The following is a 14,647-nucleotide window of genomic DNA, read 5'->3' as shown; positions in this document are numbered from 1 at the left end:
GGGCTTGACCCGGGGGGGGGCCGGCTATTTTGCCTGCCACTCGAAGATGATCCGCCAACTCCGGCGCCCGAAGAAGCTGGACCCCGGGTCAAGCCCGGGGTGACGAGGAGTTGGGGTCAACGAGTGATGGGGCCATGCGATGGTGGGGTGGTGTGAACCAAACACACACACCCCTGGCCGCCCATCACCACCATTCGAACCGGGATGCAGCCCGTTTGGCCTGGGTTACGTCGTTTCTCCTCAGCCAAGCGCTGCGGCGATGCTGGCGGCGATGGGCGTCGTCGGGCGGTCGATGAGCCTGGAAAGTGCCCGGCCTTCGTCGAACAAGGCTCCGGCAGCCGCGCCCGCGTCGGAATCCGCCAGCAGAGCCGCGAACGGCGCTGGCAGGCCAGCCGCTTCCAGAAGCTGGCGATAGCCGGCTTCGGGAAGGTCGACATAGGGAATGTCGCGCCCGCTTTGCCGCGACAGTTCGGCGGCGAACTCCGTCAGCGTGAAGGCCTCGTCGCCCGCCAGTTCGTGCACTGTGAGCGGGGCTTCGTCTTCCACCAGCGCAACCACGGCCGCTTCGGCATAATCCTGCCGGCTGGCGCCGGAAATCCGTCCGGCAGCGGCGGCGCCATGGAATTTGCCCTGCGCCAGCGCGCCGGCGATTCCGGCGACATAATTTTCATTGTACCAGCCGTTGCGCAGCAGGCTGTGGGGAAGCCCGCTGGCCGCCAGCAGCGACTCCGTCTGCCGATGCTCTTCGGCAAGGCCGAGGCTGGAGCGGTCGGCGTGCAGCAGGCTGGTGTAGGCGATTCGCCGCACGCCGGCGCGAACGGCGGCTTCGATGGCGTTCCGGTGCTGGGCGGTGCGGCTGCCGACGGCGTTCGAGGAAATCAGCAACAGGCGTTCCGCCCCGGCGAAGGCGGAGTCCAGCGTCGCGGGCTGGTCATAGTCTGCGGTGCGGACGCTGACGCCGGCCGGGAACAACGCCCCGGCCTTGGCGGGATCGCGCACGACGGCGGCGACATTCGCGGCACCGACCCGCGCGGCGAGGGCTTCGACCACCAGCCGGCCCAATTGTCCGCTGGCGCCGGTCACAAGATATCGGGGGCTATCGGCCATTCTCGTCTCTCCAGTCTCGAATATTTACCTGGTCTCTGGTAGAGACTATAGGCGACGCTGAAAAGACGGCACCTCGCCGTTACCTGGTTACTTTGGAGTATCCGCGATGGACGCGCATCTGGCGCTCGCCGCCCGTTTCGAACAATGGGCCATGCTGGGGGATGACCCCGCCCGCTGCCCGGTGCGCAACCTGCTGGACCGGATCGGCGACCGCTGGTCCATGCTGCTGCTGGCGGCGCTGGCCGGTTCGCCACGCCGTTTCAGCGCGCTGGCCCGCGCCGTGCCCGACATTTCCCGGCGCATGCTGACGCAGACGCTGAGAACGCTGGAGACGGACGGCCTGGTGCACCGCGAGGTGGAGCCGAGCGTTCCGCCGCGCGTGACCTATTCGCTGACGCCGCTTGGCAAGAGCTTTGCCGGGCCGCTGCTCGCCCTCGTCGACTGGGCGGAGGCGCATTTCGGCGAAGTGGAGGCGGCGCGGGCCAGAATGGCACTGGCCTCCTGACAGCGGCCACCGGTTTTTCGAAAAGCGCTAGCTGCGCGAAGCTCACCCTTCCCCTAGGCTTGCGAAAAGGGAGGGATGCGATGGAACTCGATCCGATGGTCGCCCAGTTGCTGGAGGCGATGAAGGCTGGACCGCAAGTGTATCGGTTGCCGGTAGCGGAGGCGCGGGCCGGCATGGAAAGCCGCGTGGAACTGCTGCGGCCGCTGGCGCCCCAGGCGATCCGCTGCGAGGATATTTCCATCCCCTCCGCCGATGGGCCGCTGCCTGCTCGCCTCTACCGCGCGGAGGGTGTGGACGGGCCGCTGCCGACACTCGTCTATCTGCACGGCGGCGGCTGGGTGCTGGGCTCTGTCGAGACGCACGACAATGTTTGCCGCTTTCTGGCCGACCGCGGGCCGCTGCTGGTGCTGAGCGTCGATTACCGGCTGGCGCCCGAGCACAAGGCGCCAGCGCAGCAGGCGGACGCGATGGCCGCGCTCCAATGGGCCGCCGCCAATGCCGCCACGCATGGCGGAGACCCGAAACGCCTGCTGGTGGGCGGCGACAGCGCCGGCGGCAATCTGGCGGCGCTCGCCGCGCTGGAAGCGCGCGGCTGCGGCCTTCGGCTGGCCGGGCAGTTGCTGGTTTATCCCGTCACCGATTTCCCCGCCGACGCCTATGAAAGCTATGCCGAGAACGCCGACTATGGGCTGGACCGGCCCGCCATGGAGTGGTTCTGGGCGCATTGGCTGCCCGAGGATGTGGGGCCGGACCCCTGCTCGGCGCCGATGCGGGCGGAGAATATGGCGGGGCTGCCGCCGGCCTATGTGATCACCGCCAGCCATGATGTGCTGCGCGACGAAGGCAAGGCCTATGCCAGCCGGCTCGCCGAGGCCGGGGCGCTGGCCGCGCACGACCATGTGCCGGGCACCATCCACGGCTTCTTCTCCATGGCCGGGCTGGTGCCGCTCGCCACCGAGACGCTCGACCGCGCCGCCCACTGGGCGGCTTCGGTGAAGCCCGTTCCATGAAGCTGGATCCACGCACGCCGGTTCTGGTGGGCGTTGCCCAGAGCGTCGACCGGGTTTCGGCGCCGGGGCAGGGCCTTTCCCCGCAGGAAATGATGGCGGCCGTCGCCCGCGCGGCGATCGCCGACAGCGGCGGGCGGCAGGTGGAAGCGGCGATCGACGCCGTGGCGGTGGTGCGGTTGTTCCAGGATTCCGGCTTCGGCGCCCCCTTTGGCCGGCAGGACAATCTGCCCTGGAGCGTGGCGCGGCGGATCGGCGCCAGCCCGAAGCGGATGCTCTACGGCCCGGTCGGCGGCAACTCGCCGCAGATGCTGGTGAATGTCTTCGCCGAGGCGATCGGCCATGGCGAGCAGGAGGTGGTGCTGCTGGCCGGCTGCGAGCCGATCCGCTCGCAGGCGCGAGCCTTGAAGGCGGGACTTAAGCTGGACTGGGCGGAAGAGGCGCCCGAGCCGGCGGAAGAGTGGCCGGAAAAAACCCGCTATGCCTCCGAGCATGAGATGCGGCATGGGCTGGCGCTGCCGGTGAACATCTACCCGCTGTTCGAAAATGCGCTGGGCCAGCATTATGGCCGCACGCCGCTGGCGCACCGCCGGGCGATCGGCGCGCTAATGGCGCGTTTCACGGAAGTGGCGGCGGAAAACCCCTATGCGCAACTGCCCGTCGCCCGCACGGCCGAGGAGATCATCACCCCGGAAGGCGACAATCGCTATATCGGCTATCCCTACACCAAATATCTGAACGCCAACATGTTCGTCGACCAGGCCGCCGCCCTGCTGCTGATGTCGACCGCCGCCGCCGACCGGCTGGGCGTGCCGCAGGCGAAGCGCGTCTATCTGCATGGCTCGGCCGACACGCAGGACAAAATCCTGCTGTCCGAGCGGGTCAACTACTGGTCCTCCCCCGCCATCGCCGTGGGCGCCCGCGCCGCGCTGAAGCAGGCCGGGATCGGCACCGACGCCATCGGCCATATGGACCTCTACAGCTGCTTCCCGAGCGCCGTGGAGATCGCCGCCGACGCCATCGGCCTGCGCCACGACGACAGCCGCGGCCTGACGCTGACCGGCGGGCTCCCCTATTTCGGCGGCCCCGGCAACAATTACGCGATGCACGGCATCGCCGAAGTGGCGGCGCTCTGCCGCGCCATCCCCGGCCAGCCGGGCTTCCTGTTCGCGAACGGCGGCTATCTGACCAAGCACAGCTTCGGCGTCTGGAGCACCGCGCCGCGCCCCTTCGAACGGCGCGACCCCGCCGGCTATCAGGCGGAAATCGACGCGATGGAAAGCCCGCCCTTCACCGAGAAACCCTCGGGCCGGGGGGTGGTCGAAACTTTCACCGTCGTCCACGACAAGGGGAACCCCGCTTTCGCGCTGCTGATCGGCCGGCTGGAGGGCCGCGGGACGCGCTTTCTGGCGCAGATCCACGACAACCCCGGGGCGCTGGTCGATGTGCCGGTGGTCGGGCAGGCGGTGGAGGTGCGGGCGGGCGATGCGGTGAATCTGGCGCGGCTGGTTTGAGGCGTTCGAAGGGGCTCTGCCCCTTCACCCCGGCAGGGGAATGATTCCCCTGCACCCCCTTTTCTACATGTGGCGGGCAAACGGGGAGGTTGCAGGCGCGGGGGTTTGGATTGCCTGCGGCGCTTGCGCGGTGAGTTGGTGTTGGGCCGTTTTCCCATTCTCGTCATCCCGGGCTTGACCCGGGGTCCGGCTGTTGGCTGGCGAAGCGCGGGAGGAAAAGCTGGACCCCGGGTCAAGCCCGGGGTGACGGAGTGGGAATTGCTTTCCACTTTGCTCACCATCTGCTTTTTCTTGCGCCGCAGGCTTTCAATTTCCTTGTGACGCGAGGCTCACGGTCTTGCGGAGAATCGGGGGTGCAGGGGCGTCACGCCCCTGCTGGGTCCAGGGCGAAGCCCTGGCCGCCGGAGGCAGGCAACAACTTCACCGCCCCTCGTGCGCGTTCACCATATCCCGCAATTCCCTCACCAGCGCCTCGAACTGGCGGACGTTCCGGGCCAGAAGCCCGGCGGGCATTCCGGGCTTGCTCAGCCACAGGTCGTAGTTGAGCAGCGGGTCTTGTTCCTCGTCGAGCGAGAGGGTGCCGAAGCGCCACTGGTTGTTGAAGGCGTTGACGGCGGCGAGGCTGAGCTTGCGGTCTGTGAGCAGGCCGACTTGCAGGCGGATGCTGTCGCAGCCGCCGCCGTCCTCGTCGCAGTCGTTGAACCAGAGGCTGGCGGGAACGCCGGCGAAGCCGACAACGATGCGCGGATCGCCGGTCTGGTCGGTGGTCAGTTCCGGGCGGTAGCCGATCTGCTGCAGCCAGGCGGCGATGCGGCTGGGGTCGGCGGCGGTCAGCAGCTCGGTTTCGGCGACCGGAGCCGCTGCCGCCGGCGCGGTGGCCAGCAGCAGGGCAAGGGCGAACAGCGGTGGGGCGATCAGGCGCGCCGGTCCCACCCGCCGCTTTCCTTCTGCTGCCAGTAGCTGCGCTGCAGGCCGTCGCGGGCCTGCAGCGCCTTCCAGTCGGCGCGGGCGCGTTCATGGGCCGCGCCGCCGTCCTCGAACAGGTTCAGCACCCGGTCGAAATTCTCGAACCCGGGGCTGAGGCCGGTTTCCAGCAGCAGCAGCAGGCGGGCGCCGTTGGCCGGCGGCGCCTCGCCCATGTCCGGCGCCAGCAGGATGGGCTGCTCGGCATCTTCCAGCGCGCCGGTGATGGCGTGGGGCAGGAAGCTGGCCTCGTCGAAGGTCCAGAGCAGCCGGTCGAGCTCTTCCAGCCGACCGGGCGCGCCCAGCAGCAGCAGCCGCTGGCCGGAACCGAAGGCCTTGGCCGCGAGGCGCGCGGCGACATCCAGCGCCGGCGCCCGCGTGCAGTGGTAGAAGCCGATGTCGGTGGCCAAGCCCGGATCAGCTTTCGAAATGCTTCGCGACCAGCGCGTCCACCAGCCGCACGCCGAAGCCGGTCGCGCCCTTGTCGTAGAGCGGGGCGGCCTTCGGGCGCCAGACGGCGCCGGCGATGTCGACATGCGCCCACTCCACGCCTTCGTCGACATAGCGCTGCAGGAACTGCGCCGCGGTGATCGAGCCGCCTTCGCGCCCGCCGATGTTCTTCATGTCGGCGATGGTCGAGTCGATCATCTGGTCGTAGTGGCCGCCGGGTTCGGAGAGCGGCTGCCGCCAGACGAGGTCGTTCACCGACTTCCCGGCTTCGTCCAGCTTGTTCCACAGGCTGTCGGAGTTGGAGAAGACCCCGGCATAATAGTGGGCGAGGCTGATGATGATCGCGCCCGTCAGCGTGGCGAAATCCAGGATCACCTTCGGCTTGTAGGTGCGCTGCGTCCAGGTGAGGCAGTCGTTCAGCACCAGCCGCCCTTCGGCGTCGGTGTTGAGCACCTCGATCGTCTGCCCCGACATGGAAGTGACGATGTCGCCCGGGCGCTGGGCGTTGCCGTCGGGCATGTTCTCGACGAGGCCGCAGACGCCGATCACCCGCGCCTTCGCCTTGCGGCCGGCCAGCGCCACCATGGTGCCGGCGACGGCGCCGGCCCCGCCCATGTCCCACTTCATGTCTTCCATGCCCGGCCCCGGCTTCAGCGAGATGCCGCCGGTGTCGAACGTGACGCCCTTGCCGACGAGGGCGAGCGGAGTCGCATCCTCGTCTCCGGTGCCGTTCCATTCCAGCGCCAGCAGGCGCGGCGGGCGGACGCTGCCCTGCCCCACCCCCAGCATCGAGCCGGCGCCGAGCTTCTTCAGCTTCTTCTCGTCCAGCACCGTCACCTTGATTCCGAGCGGTTCCACCTTCTCCCGCACCCGCTCCACGAAGCTTTCGGGGTAGATGATGTTGCCCGGCTCGGTGATGAGTTCCTTGGCGAAGGCGACGCCCTCGGCCACCTTGTGCAGCCGTTCCACCAGCGGCTTCGCGCTCTTCCCCACGCCGACCAGCGTGACCTTGGCGAGCTTCGGCTTCTGCTCGTCCTTCAGTTTCGTCCGGTAGGTATCGAGCCGCCAGTTGCGCAGCTCCACCCCATGGGCGAAATGCGCTGCCGCCACGTCGGTGGCGACGGCGAGGTCGGCGATGCCGGAGAAATCGGCCGCCACCTGCTTTTCCACCGTCTGCAGCTTCGCCGCGACTTCACCGCCGATGTCCTCGAACAGGCGGGCGTCGGCCTTTGCGCCTTCGCCGAGGCCGGCGACCAGCAGGCGCGCGGCGCCGAGACCGGCGGGCGCCAGGATTTCCAGCAGCTTGCCCTTCTTGCCGGTGAAGCCCGCCGCCTTCATCGCCCGGCCGAGCTGGCCGTCGCTGGCCTTCTCCACCGCCTTGGCGCCCGCGGTGAGCTCCCCGCCCTCGCCCACGAAGACCAGCAGCGCCGCGCTGCCGGAAAGATCCTGTTCGGCGGCAAAGCTCACGTCCGTCATCACTCTACTCCCTCGCTTCAGGGGGGCCTGCCGGCCCGACTCCTGCCAGCATCCTTGGCACGGCAAGCCCCCCCGCTTCCAGAGGATTTTCCGCCGCAGCCTTGCAGCCCCCGGCCATGGACCTATGTAGGAAAGGACATGCCGCAAGCCGAGCTTTCCGACCGCGCGCTGCTGCGCCTCTCAGGCCCGGACACGCGCGGGTTCCTGCAAGGCCTGCTGACGCAGGATGTGGCCGCGCTTTCCCCCGAGCAGCCGCTTTACGCCGGGCTGCTTTCGCCGCAGGGCAAGGCGCTGTTCCAGCTTTTCCTGTTCGCGGACGGCGAGGATGTGCTGCTGGACGCGGCGGCCGAAGATGTGGAGGCGTTGGCGAAGCGGCTGAGCATGTTCCGGCTGCGCAAGCAGGTGGCGATCGCGCCCGAGCCGGCCCTGGCCGTCTGGCAGAGCTGGGGCGAGGGCAGCGCGCACCCGGCGGACCCGCGCACGCCGCTTGCCGGCAGCCGCTACCTTGCCGCGCCTTCGGGCGGCCCCGGGGCGCTGGAAGGGTGGCACGCGCACCGTCTGGTGCTGGGCCTGCCGGATTCCGACGAGATCGGCCGCGACGAGCTTCTGTGGCTGGAAACCAACGCCCGCGAACTGCACGGCGTCAGCTTCGCCAAGGGTTGCTACACCGGGCAGGAAAACACCGCGCGAATGCACCACCGCGACAAGCTGCGCAAACGCCTGCTGCCGCTGCGCCTCTCGGCCGAAAGCGCGCCGGACGCCAAAGTGATGGCGGGCGAGCGCGAAGCCGGGCAGTTGCGCGGCACGCGGCACGGCGACCTGCAGATGGCGATCTTTCGCATGGATTATCTGGCGCAGCCGCTGACGGTGGATGGTGCGGCCGCGCAAATGCTGGTTCCGGCCTGGTTGCCGGCGGAAGGCTAAGCGCGGTGTTGCGCCTTCCCCGTTTCGCCACCGGATGCGGGCCATGAGAAGGGGAAGGGATTTGTCGTGGGCGTTCTGATCTTTACCGCGTTTCTGGTGTTGCTCGCCGTGCTGGCGCTGTTCGGCTCGGTGGTGATCGTGAAGCAGGGCTATGAATATACGCTGGAGCGGCTGGGCCGCTACACCACCACGCTGCGCCCCGGCTTCTCCCTCATCATCCCCTTCGTCGACCGCATCGGGCTGAAGATGAACATGATGGAGCAGGTGCTGCCCATCCCCACGCAGGAGATCATCACCCGGGACAATGCGGTGGTCGCCGTCGACGGCGTGGTGTTCTTCCAGGTGCTGGACGCGGCGAAGGCGGCCTATGAAGTCTCCAACCTGACGGCGGCCGTGACGGCGCTGACACAGACCAACCTGCGCACGGTGATGGGCAGCCTGGACCTCGACGAAAGCCTGTCGAAGCGCGACGAGATCAACGCCCGGCTGCTGACGGTGATCGACCACGCCACCGCCCCCTGGGGCATCAAGGTGACGCGCTGCGAAGTGAAGGACATCCAGCCGCCGCGCGACATCCAGGACGCCATGGCCCGGCAGATGAAGGCCGAGCGGGACAAGCGCGCCTTCACGCTGGAAGCCGAAGGCCAGCGCGCCGCCGCCATCCTGCGCGCCGAGGGCGAGAAGCAGGCGCAGATCCTGGAAGCCGAAGGCCGGCGCGAAGCCGCCTTCCGCGACGCCGAAGCCCGAGAGCGCGAGGCGCAGGCCGAAGCCGAAGCGACGCGGATGGTCTCCGAGGCGATCGCCAAGGGCGATGTGCAGGCGGTGAACTATTTCGTGGCGCAGAAATATGTGGACGCGCTGGCGCAGTTCGCCAACGCCCCCTCCGCCAAGACCATCTTCATGCCGCTGGACGCCTCCAGCGTGATCGGGTCGGTGGGCGGCATCGCCGAACTGGTGAAGGCGGTGAACGACGAAAGCCGCCCGCGTGGTAGCTCGGGCCTGCCACAGCGGCGGGACGACGGGCGGTGAAGGACGGCCTTCTGGGCCTGATCTTCTCCCCGTGGGGATGGCTGTCTCTGGCGGCCGTCGCCGCCGGGCTGGAGATACTGCTGCCCGGCGCCTATCTGATCTGGGTGGCGCTGGCGGCACTTGGAACCGCCGCCACCGCCGCTCTCTTCAACCTGACTCTGGACGGCCAGCTTGGTGCCTTCGCGCTGTGGATCGTCTTCTCGCTGCTGCTGTCGCGCAAATACAACCCCAACCGCCTGCGCCCCTCCGACGACCCGCTGCTGAACCGCCGCGCCGAACGGCTGGCCGGCAGCAGTGCCATCGTTTCGCAAGCCATCCAAGGCGGGCGGGGCCGCGTGCGGCTGGGCGACAGCGAATGGCTGGCCGAAGGCCCGGACGCCGCCGAAGGCTCAACCGTGCGCGTGGTGGGGGCGGATGGGGCGGTGCTGAAGGTGGAGCCCGTCGGCCAGGTTGGCTGAGGGGGGAAGTCCGAAGGGGCTCTGCCCCTTCACCCCGGCAGGGGAATGATTCCCCTGCACCCCCGATCCTCGACGCGGCGCCAGGCCGGCCAACCCATACACCCGTCACCCCGGGCTTGACCCGGGGTCCAGCTTTTTTCTTCCACGCTTCGCCAACAGAATAGCTGGACCCCGGGTCAAGCCCGGGGTGACGGAGAGTTATGCGACGTCAGCGCCACTCCCCATGCGCGGCCCGTTCTGATTGCCTGCGGCGCCTGAACAAGCTCGCGCCGCAGGCAATAAAACTCCCCACAAGCCCGATCTCGCCGCATATCCCGAGGATCGGGGGTGCAGGGGCGTCACGCCCCTGCTGGGTCCAGGGCAAAGCCCTGGCCGCCGGAGGCAGACAACACCCCGGCAAAGCCTTGCCCCCGCCCGCCAGCCGGGCCATAGGCGCGGCCATGCACGACCTGAAAGCTCTTCGCGCCGATCCTGCCGCGTTCGATGCGGCGCTTGCCCGCCGGGGTGTGGCCAACGCCTCGGCCGCCATTCTGGAAGCGGATGCCGCGCTGCGTTCGGTGCAGACGGCTTTGCAGGGGGCGCTGGCGCGGCGCAACGAGGCTTCGAAGGCGATCGGCGCGGCCAAGGCGAATAAGGACGACGCGACCGCCGAGGCGCTGATGGCGGAAGTCACGGCGCTGAAGGCGGAGATCGCCGAGGCCGAGGCCGAGGAGCGCGAACGGGCTGCCCAGGTGGAGGCGCTGGCCGCTGCCCTGCCGAACCTGCCCGCGCCGGACGTGCCGGACGGCGCCGACGAGCATGGCAATGTGGAGCGGAAGCGCTGGGGCACGCCGAGAAACGGCGGCGCCGAGCATGACGCGCTGGCGGAGAAGCTGGGCTGGAACCCGGAAGGCGCGGCGCGGCTTTCGGGCAGCCGCTTCATGGTGCTGGAAGGGCAGCTGGCGCGGCTGCACCGGGCGCTGGGGCAGTTCATGCTGGACCGGCAGGTGGCGGCCGGCTGGCGCGAAACCGTGGTGCCGCTGCTGGTGCGCGACGAGGCGGTGTTCGGCACCGGCCAGCTTCCGAAATTCGCCGAGGATCTGTTCCGCACGACGGACGGCCGCTGGCTGATCCCCACTGCCGAGGTCAGCCTGACCAATCTGGTGAACGGGCAGATTCTGGACTCCGAAGAGCTGCCGCTGAGGCTGACGGCGCTGACGCCCTGCTTCCGCAGCGAGGCGGGCGCCGCCGGCAAGGACACGCGCGGCCTGATCCGCCAGCACCAGTTCGAGAAGGTGGAGCTGGTGACCATCTGCGCGCCCGAGCAGTCGGAAGCCGAGCATGAGCGGATGCTGCTGGCAGCGGAAGCGGTGCTGGAAGCGTTGGAGCTGCCCTATCGCCGCATGCTGCTGTGCGCCGGCGACATGGGCTTTTCCGCGACCAGGACCTACGATCTGGAAGTGTGGCTGCCGGGCGCCGGGGCCTATCGGGAGATTTCCTCGGTTTCCAACTGCGGCGCCTTCCAGGCGCGGCGGATGGAGGCGCGCTTCAAGACGCGCGGGGAGAAGGGCACCACGCATCTGCACACACTCAATGGCTCCGGCCTGGCGGTGGGGCGGACGCTGGTGGCCGTGCTGGAAAACCACCAGCTGCCCGACGGCGGCGTGCGCCTTCCCGACGCACTTCGCCCCTATATGGGCGGCCTCGAAACCCTGACGCCGGAGCCATGATGCGCATTCTGCTGACCAACGACGACGGTATCCACGCCCCCGGCTTCGCCGCGCTGGAGCGCATCGCCCGCCAGCTTTCCGACGACCTCTGGTATGTGGCCCCGGCCGAGGAACAGTCGGGCGCGGGGCATTCGCTGACGCTGACCCGGCCGATCCGGGTGCGGGAACTGGGCCCGCGCCGCTATGCGGTGGCCGGCACGCCGACCGACAGCGTGATGATGGCGCTGGGGCATCTGATGGACGGGATCCGCCCCGACCTCATCCTTTCCGGCGTCAACCGTGGCCCGAACATGGCGGAGGACCTCACCTATTCCGGCACCGTCTCGGCGGCGATGGAAGGCACGCTGGCCGGAATCCGCTCCATCGCCCTTTCGCAGGCGATGGCGGACTACAGCTTGGGCAAGGAAAGCTTCGCCGCAGCCGAGGCGAGCGGGGCCGACGTCATCCGCAAGGTGGTGGAGGCCGACTGGGGCGGCGGCGTGCTGGTGAACATCAACTTCCCGCCGGTGGCGAAGCCCGTGGGCGTGCGGGTGACCGAGCAGGGCTTCCGCGATTACGGCCATATCCGCATCGACGCCCGAATCGACCCGCGCGGCTTCCCCTATTACTGGTTCGGCTATGGCCGCGAAGTGGAGACGCCGGCGCACCGCAGCGATCTGGAAGCGGTGCGCGAGGGCTATGTGTCGGTGACGCCGCTGCACCTGGACCTGACGCACCGCCAGACCATGGCGGCGCTGTCGGCGAAGCTGGAAGGCTGACGGGGCCGCAGCCCCGCCGAACCCGTTTCACATGCGAACCGTGCCGCCGGTGGACGGAGCCGGTTCCAGCTCGACCGCGATATTGATCGGCAGCAGCATCTTCGCCGGCGGCGCGGGCAGCTTGCGCCCCTCGACCAGCGTGCGCAGGCCGGCATTCGCCTCCTCATGCGCGAAGGGCTGGAAGCCGACGCGCGAAACGGTGCCATCCGGCGCGACCCAGATCTTCAGCATCAAGGGCTTGCCGGCGCCGGCCGAATTGCTGGCGTGGAGATAGGCGCGCAGGCGCAGCGCATTCTCGTCGTCCGCCTGCAGCCAGTCCTTGATGGTGGAAGTGGTGCCTTCGGCGTAGCGCACCCATTCGGCGGGGGCGGCGGAGGGCGCCATCGGCCCGGAAGCTGTTGCCGGCGCGGCGGCCGCAAGGCCAAGGCCCAGCATGGCCGCCAGCCTGTGCCCCACGCGCGAAAAGACATTATTGTACGCCATCAACCTGCTCCTGCTGCGAATGCGCTCCACCACATGAGGGTCAGGAGGCCGAGACTGAAACTAAACGACCAGAATTGCAGGCGTGTTACCGGCAGCGACCGCTTACGGCTCCGCCGAAGCTCCGATTGCCGCTGGTAAAGACCATGGCTGGCGCGCACCTCGGCCGCCCAGGCGCGCAGCCCGGCTTTCCGGACAGGCTCGAGGCGGGCGTTGCCGCCCGCCTCCCCGGCCTCTGCGGCCGTGCAGTCCCCGGTCGAGAGCGCGGCCATGGCTCTTCAGCGGTCAGCGCGCGGCCGCTTCCGGCAGGCGCTCGCGCTCGACCGGGATGGATTGCAGCCGCGCGTCCAGGCCCTTCACCACATCGGCGGTGATGTCGTTCGCGAAGTTGCCGCCCAGCGCCATGCTGCGATCGAGCAGCAGGCCGCATTTCCGCCCGGCATAAGTCTGGGCGATCACCGGTTGCGCTTCGTTGGCGATGCGCTCCAGCGCCTTGGCGCGGGTCGCCTCGATCTCGCGGCCGTTGTGGGCGGCCTTGGCTTGCAGTGCCTGCCAACGGGTGGCCAGCGCCTCGCGCCTTTGCCGGGTCTGGGCGCTGTCGGCCACCGCTTCCAGCGCCTTGGCTTCGGCTTCCAGCGGCGTGCGGCCGGCGTCGATCTCGGCCTGGGCAGCGCGCGCCAGTTCCTGGAGGCGGGTGTTGGCGGCCTTGCCGACGACGGCGTTGGTGAAAACCGCCTCCCGCGAGAGCAGGCAGACGCCCGGCACCAGCGGCCCGCCCAGTGGTTGAGAGGCGGGCGGCTGGGAGGCGGGCGCCTGCCCCAGCGCCGGCGCGGCCAGTAGGAGGCTTGCGGAAAGGAGGAGGGAACGGATCGGCATCAGGCGACTTCTTCCTGGGCTTTGGCGGGCTGCAGCGCGCTCTGGCGGTTGAGCAGGGCGGAAAAGCGTTCGAGCGACAGCAGGTGGAAATGCACCAGGGCCAGCCAGCCCTTGCGGTGCCATTCGACCACCAGCTCGTCGGGGAGTTGCGCGAACTTCTCGGCATCGACGACGCGGAAGCCGTCCAGCCCCAGCCTGCGGCCGTCCGGCAGCGTGGCGTCGGCGCGCCGGTCCACCAGCAGCTCGTTCGAGGCGAGCGCCTCGGCGAACGCGCGCGTGGCGGTCGCTTCGCCCTGAAAGGCGTCGCAGAAGCCGAGCGCCTGCTTCGTCAGCTCGGTCGGCTGGCCGTCGGCGAACAGCGGCTCACCTTCCGTGCCACCTTGCGCCACCCGGTCGGAGGCGGTGTCGATCGCCAGCGCGAAGCCGTCCGGGTTGGTGGTGGCGATGAAGGCGAAGGGGTAGCGCCGGACATAGGCCGGCAGATAGCCGTCCTCCGCCCAGCGCCCCTCGGTGACGAACAGGTTGCGGGCTTCCAGCCCCAGCACGGCGATCGGCTGGCTGTTGTCGGCGGCGAAGACGATGGGGTAGTTGCGGGCGGCGGCGGCCAGCTCGCCCACCACGATGGGCACGAAGGCGGTTTCGGCGGCGAAGGCGAGATCGCCCTGCTTCAGCCGCCAGTCGCCATGCCGCGCGGAACTGAGCGGCTCGGGCGAGCGATAGAAGAGCGGAAGCTGCGGCCGGGCTTCGCCGGCCGTGTCGGCGGGGGGTTGGGTTGCCATCGGATACTCCAGGGAAGCTGTATGGCCGGGCGGCATGGGGACCGCCCGGCCGGTGGGGTGGTTATTCGCCGAAGCCGAGGAAGCGCACCGTCACGATGGCCGGGATTTCCCGGACCATTTGGGGTCTAGTGCGTTCTGCGAGGGCTGCGGCCTGGGCGATGACGGCACTCGCCGCCGACGAGGCCGCCGTCAAGGCCCCGGTGTCGACCACGGCTGCCTGTGGGATGCCCGTCGCATCGCCCTTCACCTCGATGTTCGCCGCGTTCAGAACCTGCAACGCCGCAAGGTTCACGTCGCCCGACACCCGGATGCCAGCCTCGCCGGCGTCGATCGTGCCCAAGGGCGCGATCAGGTCCACATCCCCCGGCGGAATCTCCGGGATCGGCGCCAGCGTCGCGATCCCCGCCCCGGTGTTCTGCGTCGGCGGCGACAGCGTCACATTGCCATATTCGTCATACACCCGCCGCGGCGGCTGATAGACCGCCGTGCTCTTCGAACCCCGGCCGGCGTTGATGTCGCCCTTCACCGACCACATGAACAGATCGCCGCCGAAGGTGGTGAACACCCGGCTCTGCCCCAGCAGGATCGAGTTCAGCGAGAAGATGTCGACAT

The 14,647-nt window shown here is 69.1% G+C and carries 16 protein-coding genes; 8 read left to right on the top strand and 8 right to left on the bottom strand.

What is annotated here, in order from left to right:
* Positions 1-240: 240 nt before the first annotated feature.
* Complete coding sequence (locus L6Q21_RS06935; RefSeq protein WP_237830065.1) at positions 241-1,107, bottom strand: SDR family oxidoreductase; 867 nt, start codon at positions 1,105-1,107, stop codon at positions 241-243.
* 106 nt (positions 1,108-1,213) lie between these two features.
* Between L6Q21_RS06935 and L6Q21_RS06930 the strand changes: the two genes are divergently transcribed.
* The 3 genes from L6Q21_RS06930 to L6Q21_RS06920 all read left to right on the top strand — a co-directional run bounded on the left by L6Q21_RS06930 (position 1,214) and on the right by L6Q21_RS06920 (position 4,133).
* Positions 1,214-1,612: a winged helix-turn-helix transcriptional regulator gene (locus L6Q21_RS06930; protein ID WP_237830064.1), complete on the top strand. Its 399-nt coding sequence runs from the start codon at positions 1,214-1,216 to the stop codon at positions 1,610-1,612.
* Between the two features lie 80 nt (positions 1,613-1,692).
* Positions 1,693-2,622 carry an alpha/beta hydrolase gene (locus L6Q21_RS06925; protein WP_237830063.1) on the top strand — a complete coding sequence of 310 codons (930 nt, stop codon included), beginning with the start codon at positions 1,693-1,695 and terminating at the stop codon, positions 2,620-2,622.
* On the top strand, positions 2,619-4,133 hold the full coding sequence (locus tag L6Q21_RS06920) for an acetyl-CoA acetyltransferase (RefSeq protein ID WP_237830062.1): 1,515 nt from the start codon (positions 2,619-2,621) through the stop codon (positions 4,131-4,133). Before L6Q21_RS06925 ends, L6Q21_RS06920 begins: the two co-directional genes overlap by 4 nt.
* A 420-nt stretch (positions 4,134-4,553) precedes the next feature.
* On the opposite strand, the gene L6Q21_RS06915 is transcribed toward L6Q21_RS06920, so the two are convergent.
* From L6Q21_RS06915 to L6Q21_RS06905, 3 genes are read right to left on the bottom strand one after another with little or no spacing between them, the layout of a single operon-like run.
* A complete protein-coding gene (locus L6Q21_RS06915) occupies positions 4,554-5,066 on the bottom strand; it encodes a YbjN domain-containing protein (RefSeq protein ID WP_237830061.1) in 513 nt (170 codons plus the stop codon).
* The gene (locus L6Q21_RS06910; protein WP_237830059.1) at positions 5,048-5,506 is read right to left on the bottom strand and encodes a DNA polymerase III subunit chi; all 459 of its coding nucleotides are present in this window, start codon (positions 5,504-5,506) and stop codon (positions 5,048-5,050) included. Before L6Q21_RS06910 ends, L6Q21_RS06915 begins: the two co-directional genes overlap by 19 nt.
* 7 nt (positions 5,507-5,513) lie before the next feature.
* On the bottom strand, positions 5,514-7,022 hold the full coding sequence (locus tag L6Q21_RS06905) for a leucyl aminopeptidase (protein WP_237830057.1): 1,509 nt from the start codon (positions 7,020-7,022) through the stop codon (positions 5,514-5,516).
* A gap of 138 nt (positions 7,023-7,160) precedes the next feature.
* Here L6Q21_RS06905 and ygfZ point away from each other — a divergent pair, with 138 nt between their 5' ends.
* The 5 genes from ygfZ (at position 7,161) to surE (ending at position 11,900) form a co-directional block, all read left to right on the top strand.
* Positions 7,161-7,946, top strand: a complete 786-nt coding sequence (ygfZ, locus tag L6Q21_RS06900) for a CAF17-like 4Fe-4S cluster assembly/insertion protein YgfZ (RefSeq protein ID WP_237830055.1) — start codon at positions 7,161-7,163, stop codon at positions 7,944-7,946.
* Positions 7,947-8,012: 66 nt separating this feature from the next.
* Positions 8,013-8,975, top strand: a complete 963-nt coding sequence (locus tag L6Q21_RS06895) for an SPFH domain-containing protein (protein ID WP_237830053.1) — start codon at positions 8,013-8,015, stop codon at positions 8,973-8,975.
* Complete coding sequence (locus L6Q21_RS06890; RefSeq protein WP_237830051.1) at positions 8,972-9,433, top strand: NfeD family protein; 462 nt, start codon at positions 8,972-8,974, stop codon at positions 9,431-9,433. The genes L6Q21_RS06895 and L6Q21_RS06890 overlap by 4 nt, the downstream gene beginning before the upstream one ends.
* Before the next feature lie 440 nt (positions 9,434-9,873).
* Positions 9,874-11,142: a serine--tRNA ligase gene (gene serS / locus L6Q21_RS06885; RefSeq protein WP_237830049.1), complete on the top strand. Its 1,269-nt coding sequence runs from the start codon at positions 9,874-9,876 to the stop codon at positions 11,140-11,142.
* Positions 11,142-11,900 (top strand): 5'/3'-nucleotidase SurE, encoded by a 759-nt coding sequence (surE, locus tag L6Q21_RS06880; protein WP_237830112.1) that lies wholly within the window; start codon positions 11,142-11,144, stop codon positions 11,898-11,900. Before serS ends, surE begins: the two co-directional genes overlap by 1 nt.
* 27 nt (positions 11,901-11,927) lie before the next feature.
* Here the strand turns inward: surE and L6Q21_RS06875 are convergent, their stop codons facing one another.
* The 4 genes from L6Q21_RS06875 to L6Q21_RS06860 form a co-directional block, all read right to left on the bottom strand.
* On the bottom strand, positions 11,928-12,383 hold the full coding sequence (locus L6Q21_RS06875; RefSeq protein WP_237830047.1) for a TonB C-terminal domain-containing protein: 456 nt from the start codon (positions 12,381-12,383) through the stop codon (positions 11,928-11,930).
* A gap of 282 nt (positions 12,384-12,665) precedes the next feature.
* Positions 12,666-13,256, bottom strand: coding sequence for an OmpH family outer membrane protein (locus tag L6Q21_RS06870; RefSeq protein WP_237830045.1), 591 nt, complete (start codon positions 13,254-13,256; stop codon positions 12,666-12,668).
* Positions 13,256-14,035 carry a SapC family protein gene (locus L6Q21_RS06865; protein WP_237830043.1) on the bottom strand — a complete coding sequence of 260 codons (780 nt, stop codon included), beginning with the start codon at positions 14,033-14,035 and terminating at the stop codon, positions 13,256-13,258. Before L6Q21_RS06865 ends, L6Q21_RS06870 begins: the two co-directional genes overlap by 1 nt.
* A gap of 61 nt (positions 14,036-14,096) precedes the next feature.
* A partial coding sequence (locus tag L6Q21_RS06860; RefSeq protein WP_237830041.1) for a filamentous haemagglutinin family protein occupies positions 14,097-14,647 on the bottom strand: 551 nt, incomplete at its 5' end.

This window comes from Sandaracinobacteroides sayramensis, from assembly GCF_022014495.1.
GTDB classification, from domain to species: Bacteria; Pseudomonadota; Alphaproteobacteria; order Sphingomonadales; family Sphingomonadaceae; genus Sandaracinobacteroides; species Sandaracinobacteroides sayramense.
Note: the sequence above shows the minus strand (reverse complement) of the source record. Positions and strands in the feature narration are given on the sequence as shown.

What these genes read in the sequence shown, in the direction of transcription:
- L6Q21_RS06935 (WP_237830065.1), bottom strand. Translation starts at nt 1,107, where the DNA reads ATGGCCGATAGCCCCCGATATCTTGTGACCGGCGCCAGCGGACAATTG.
- L6Q21_RS06930 (WP_237830064.1), top strand. Translation starts at nt 1,214, where the DNA reads ATGGACGCGCATCTGGCGCTCGCCGCCCGTTTCGAACAATGGGCCATG.
- L6Q21_RS06925 (WP_237830063.1), top strand. Translation starts at nt 1,693, where the DNA reads ATGGAACTCGATCCGATGGTCGCCCAGTTGCTGGAGGCGATGAAGGCT.
- L6Q21_RS06920 (WP_237830062.1), top strand. Translation starts at nt 2,619, where the DNA reads ATGAAGCTGGATCCACGCACGCCGGTTCTGGTGGGCGTTGCCCAGAGC.
- L6Q21_RS06905 (WP_237830057.1), bottom strand. Translation starts at nt 7,022, where the DNA reads ATGACGGACGTGAGCTTTGCCGCCGAACAGGATCTTTCCGGCAGCGCG.
- ygfZ (WP_237830055.1), top strand. Translation starts at nt 7,161, where the DNA reads ATGCCGCAAGCCGAGCTTTCCGACCGCGCGCTGCTGCGCCTCTCAGGC.
- serS (WP_237830049.1), top strand. Translation starts at nt 9,874, where the DNA reads ATGCACGACCTGAAAGCTCTTCGCGCCGATCCTGCCGCGTTCGATGCG.
- surE (WP_237830112.1), top strand. Translation starts at nt 11,142, where the DNA reads ATGCGCATTCTGCTGACCAACGACGACGGTATCCACGCCCCCGGCTTC.
- L6Q21_RS06875 (WP_237830047.1), bottom strand. Translation starts at nt 12,383, where the DNA reads ATGGCGTACAATAATGTCTTTTCGCGCGTGGGGCACAGGCTGGCGGCC.
- L6Q21_RS06870 (WP_237830045.1), bottom strand. Translation starts at nt 13,256, where the DNA reads ATGCCGATCCGTTCCCTCCTCCTTTCCGCAAGCCTCCTACTGGCCGCG.
- L6Q21_RS06865 (WP_237830043.1), bottom strand. Translation starts at nt 14,035, where the DNA reads ATGGCAACCCAACCCCCCGCCGACACGGCCGGCGAAGCCCGGCCGCAG.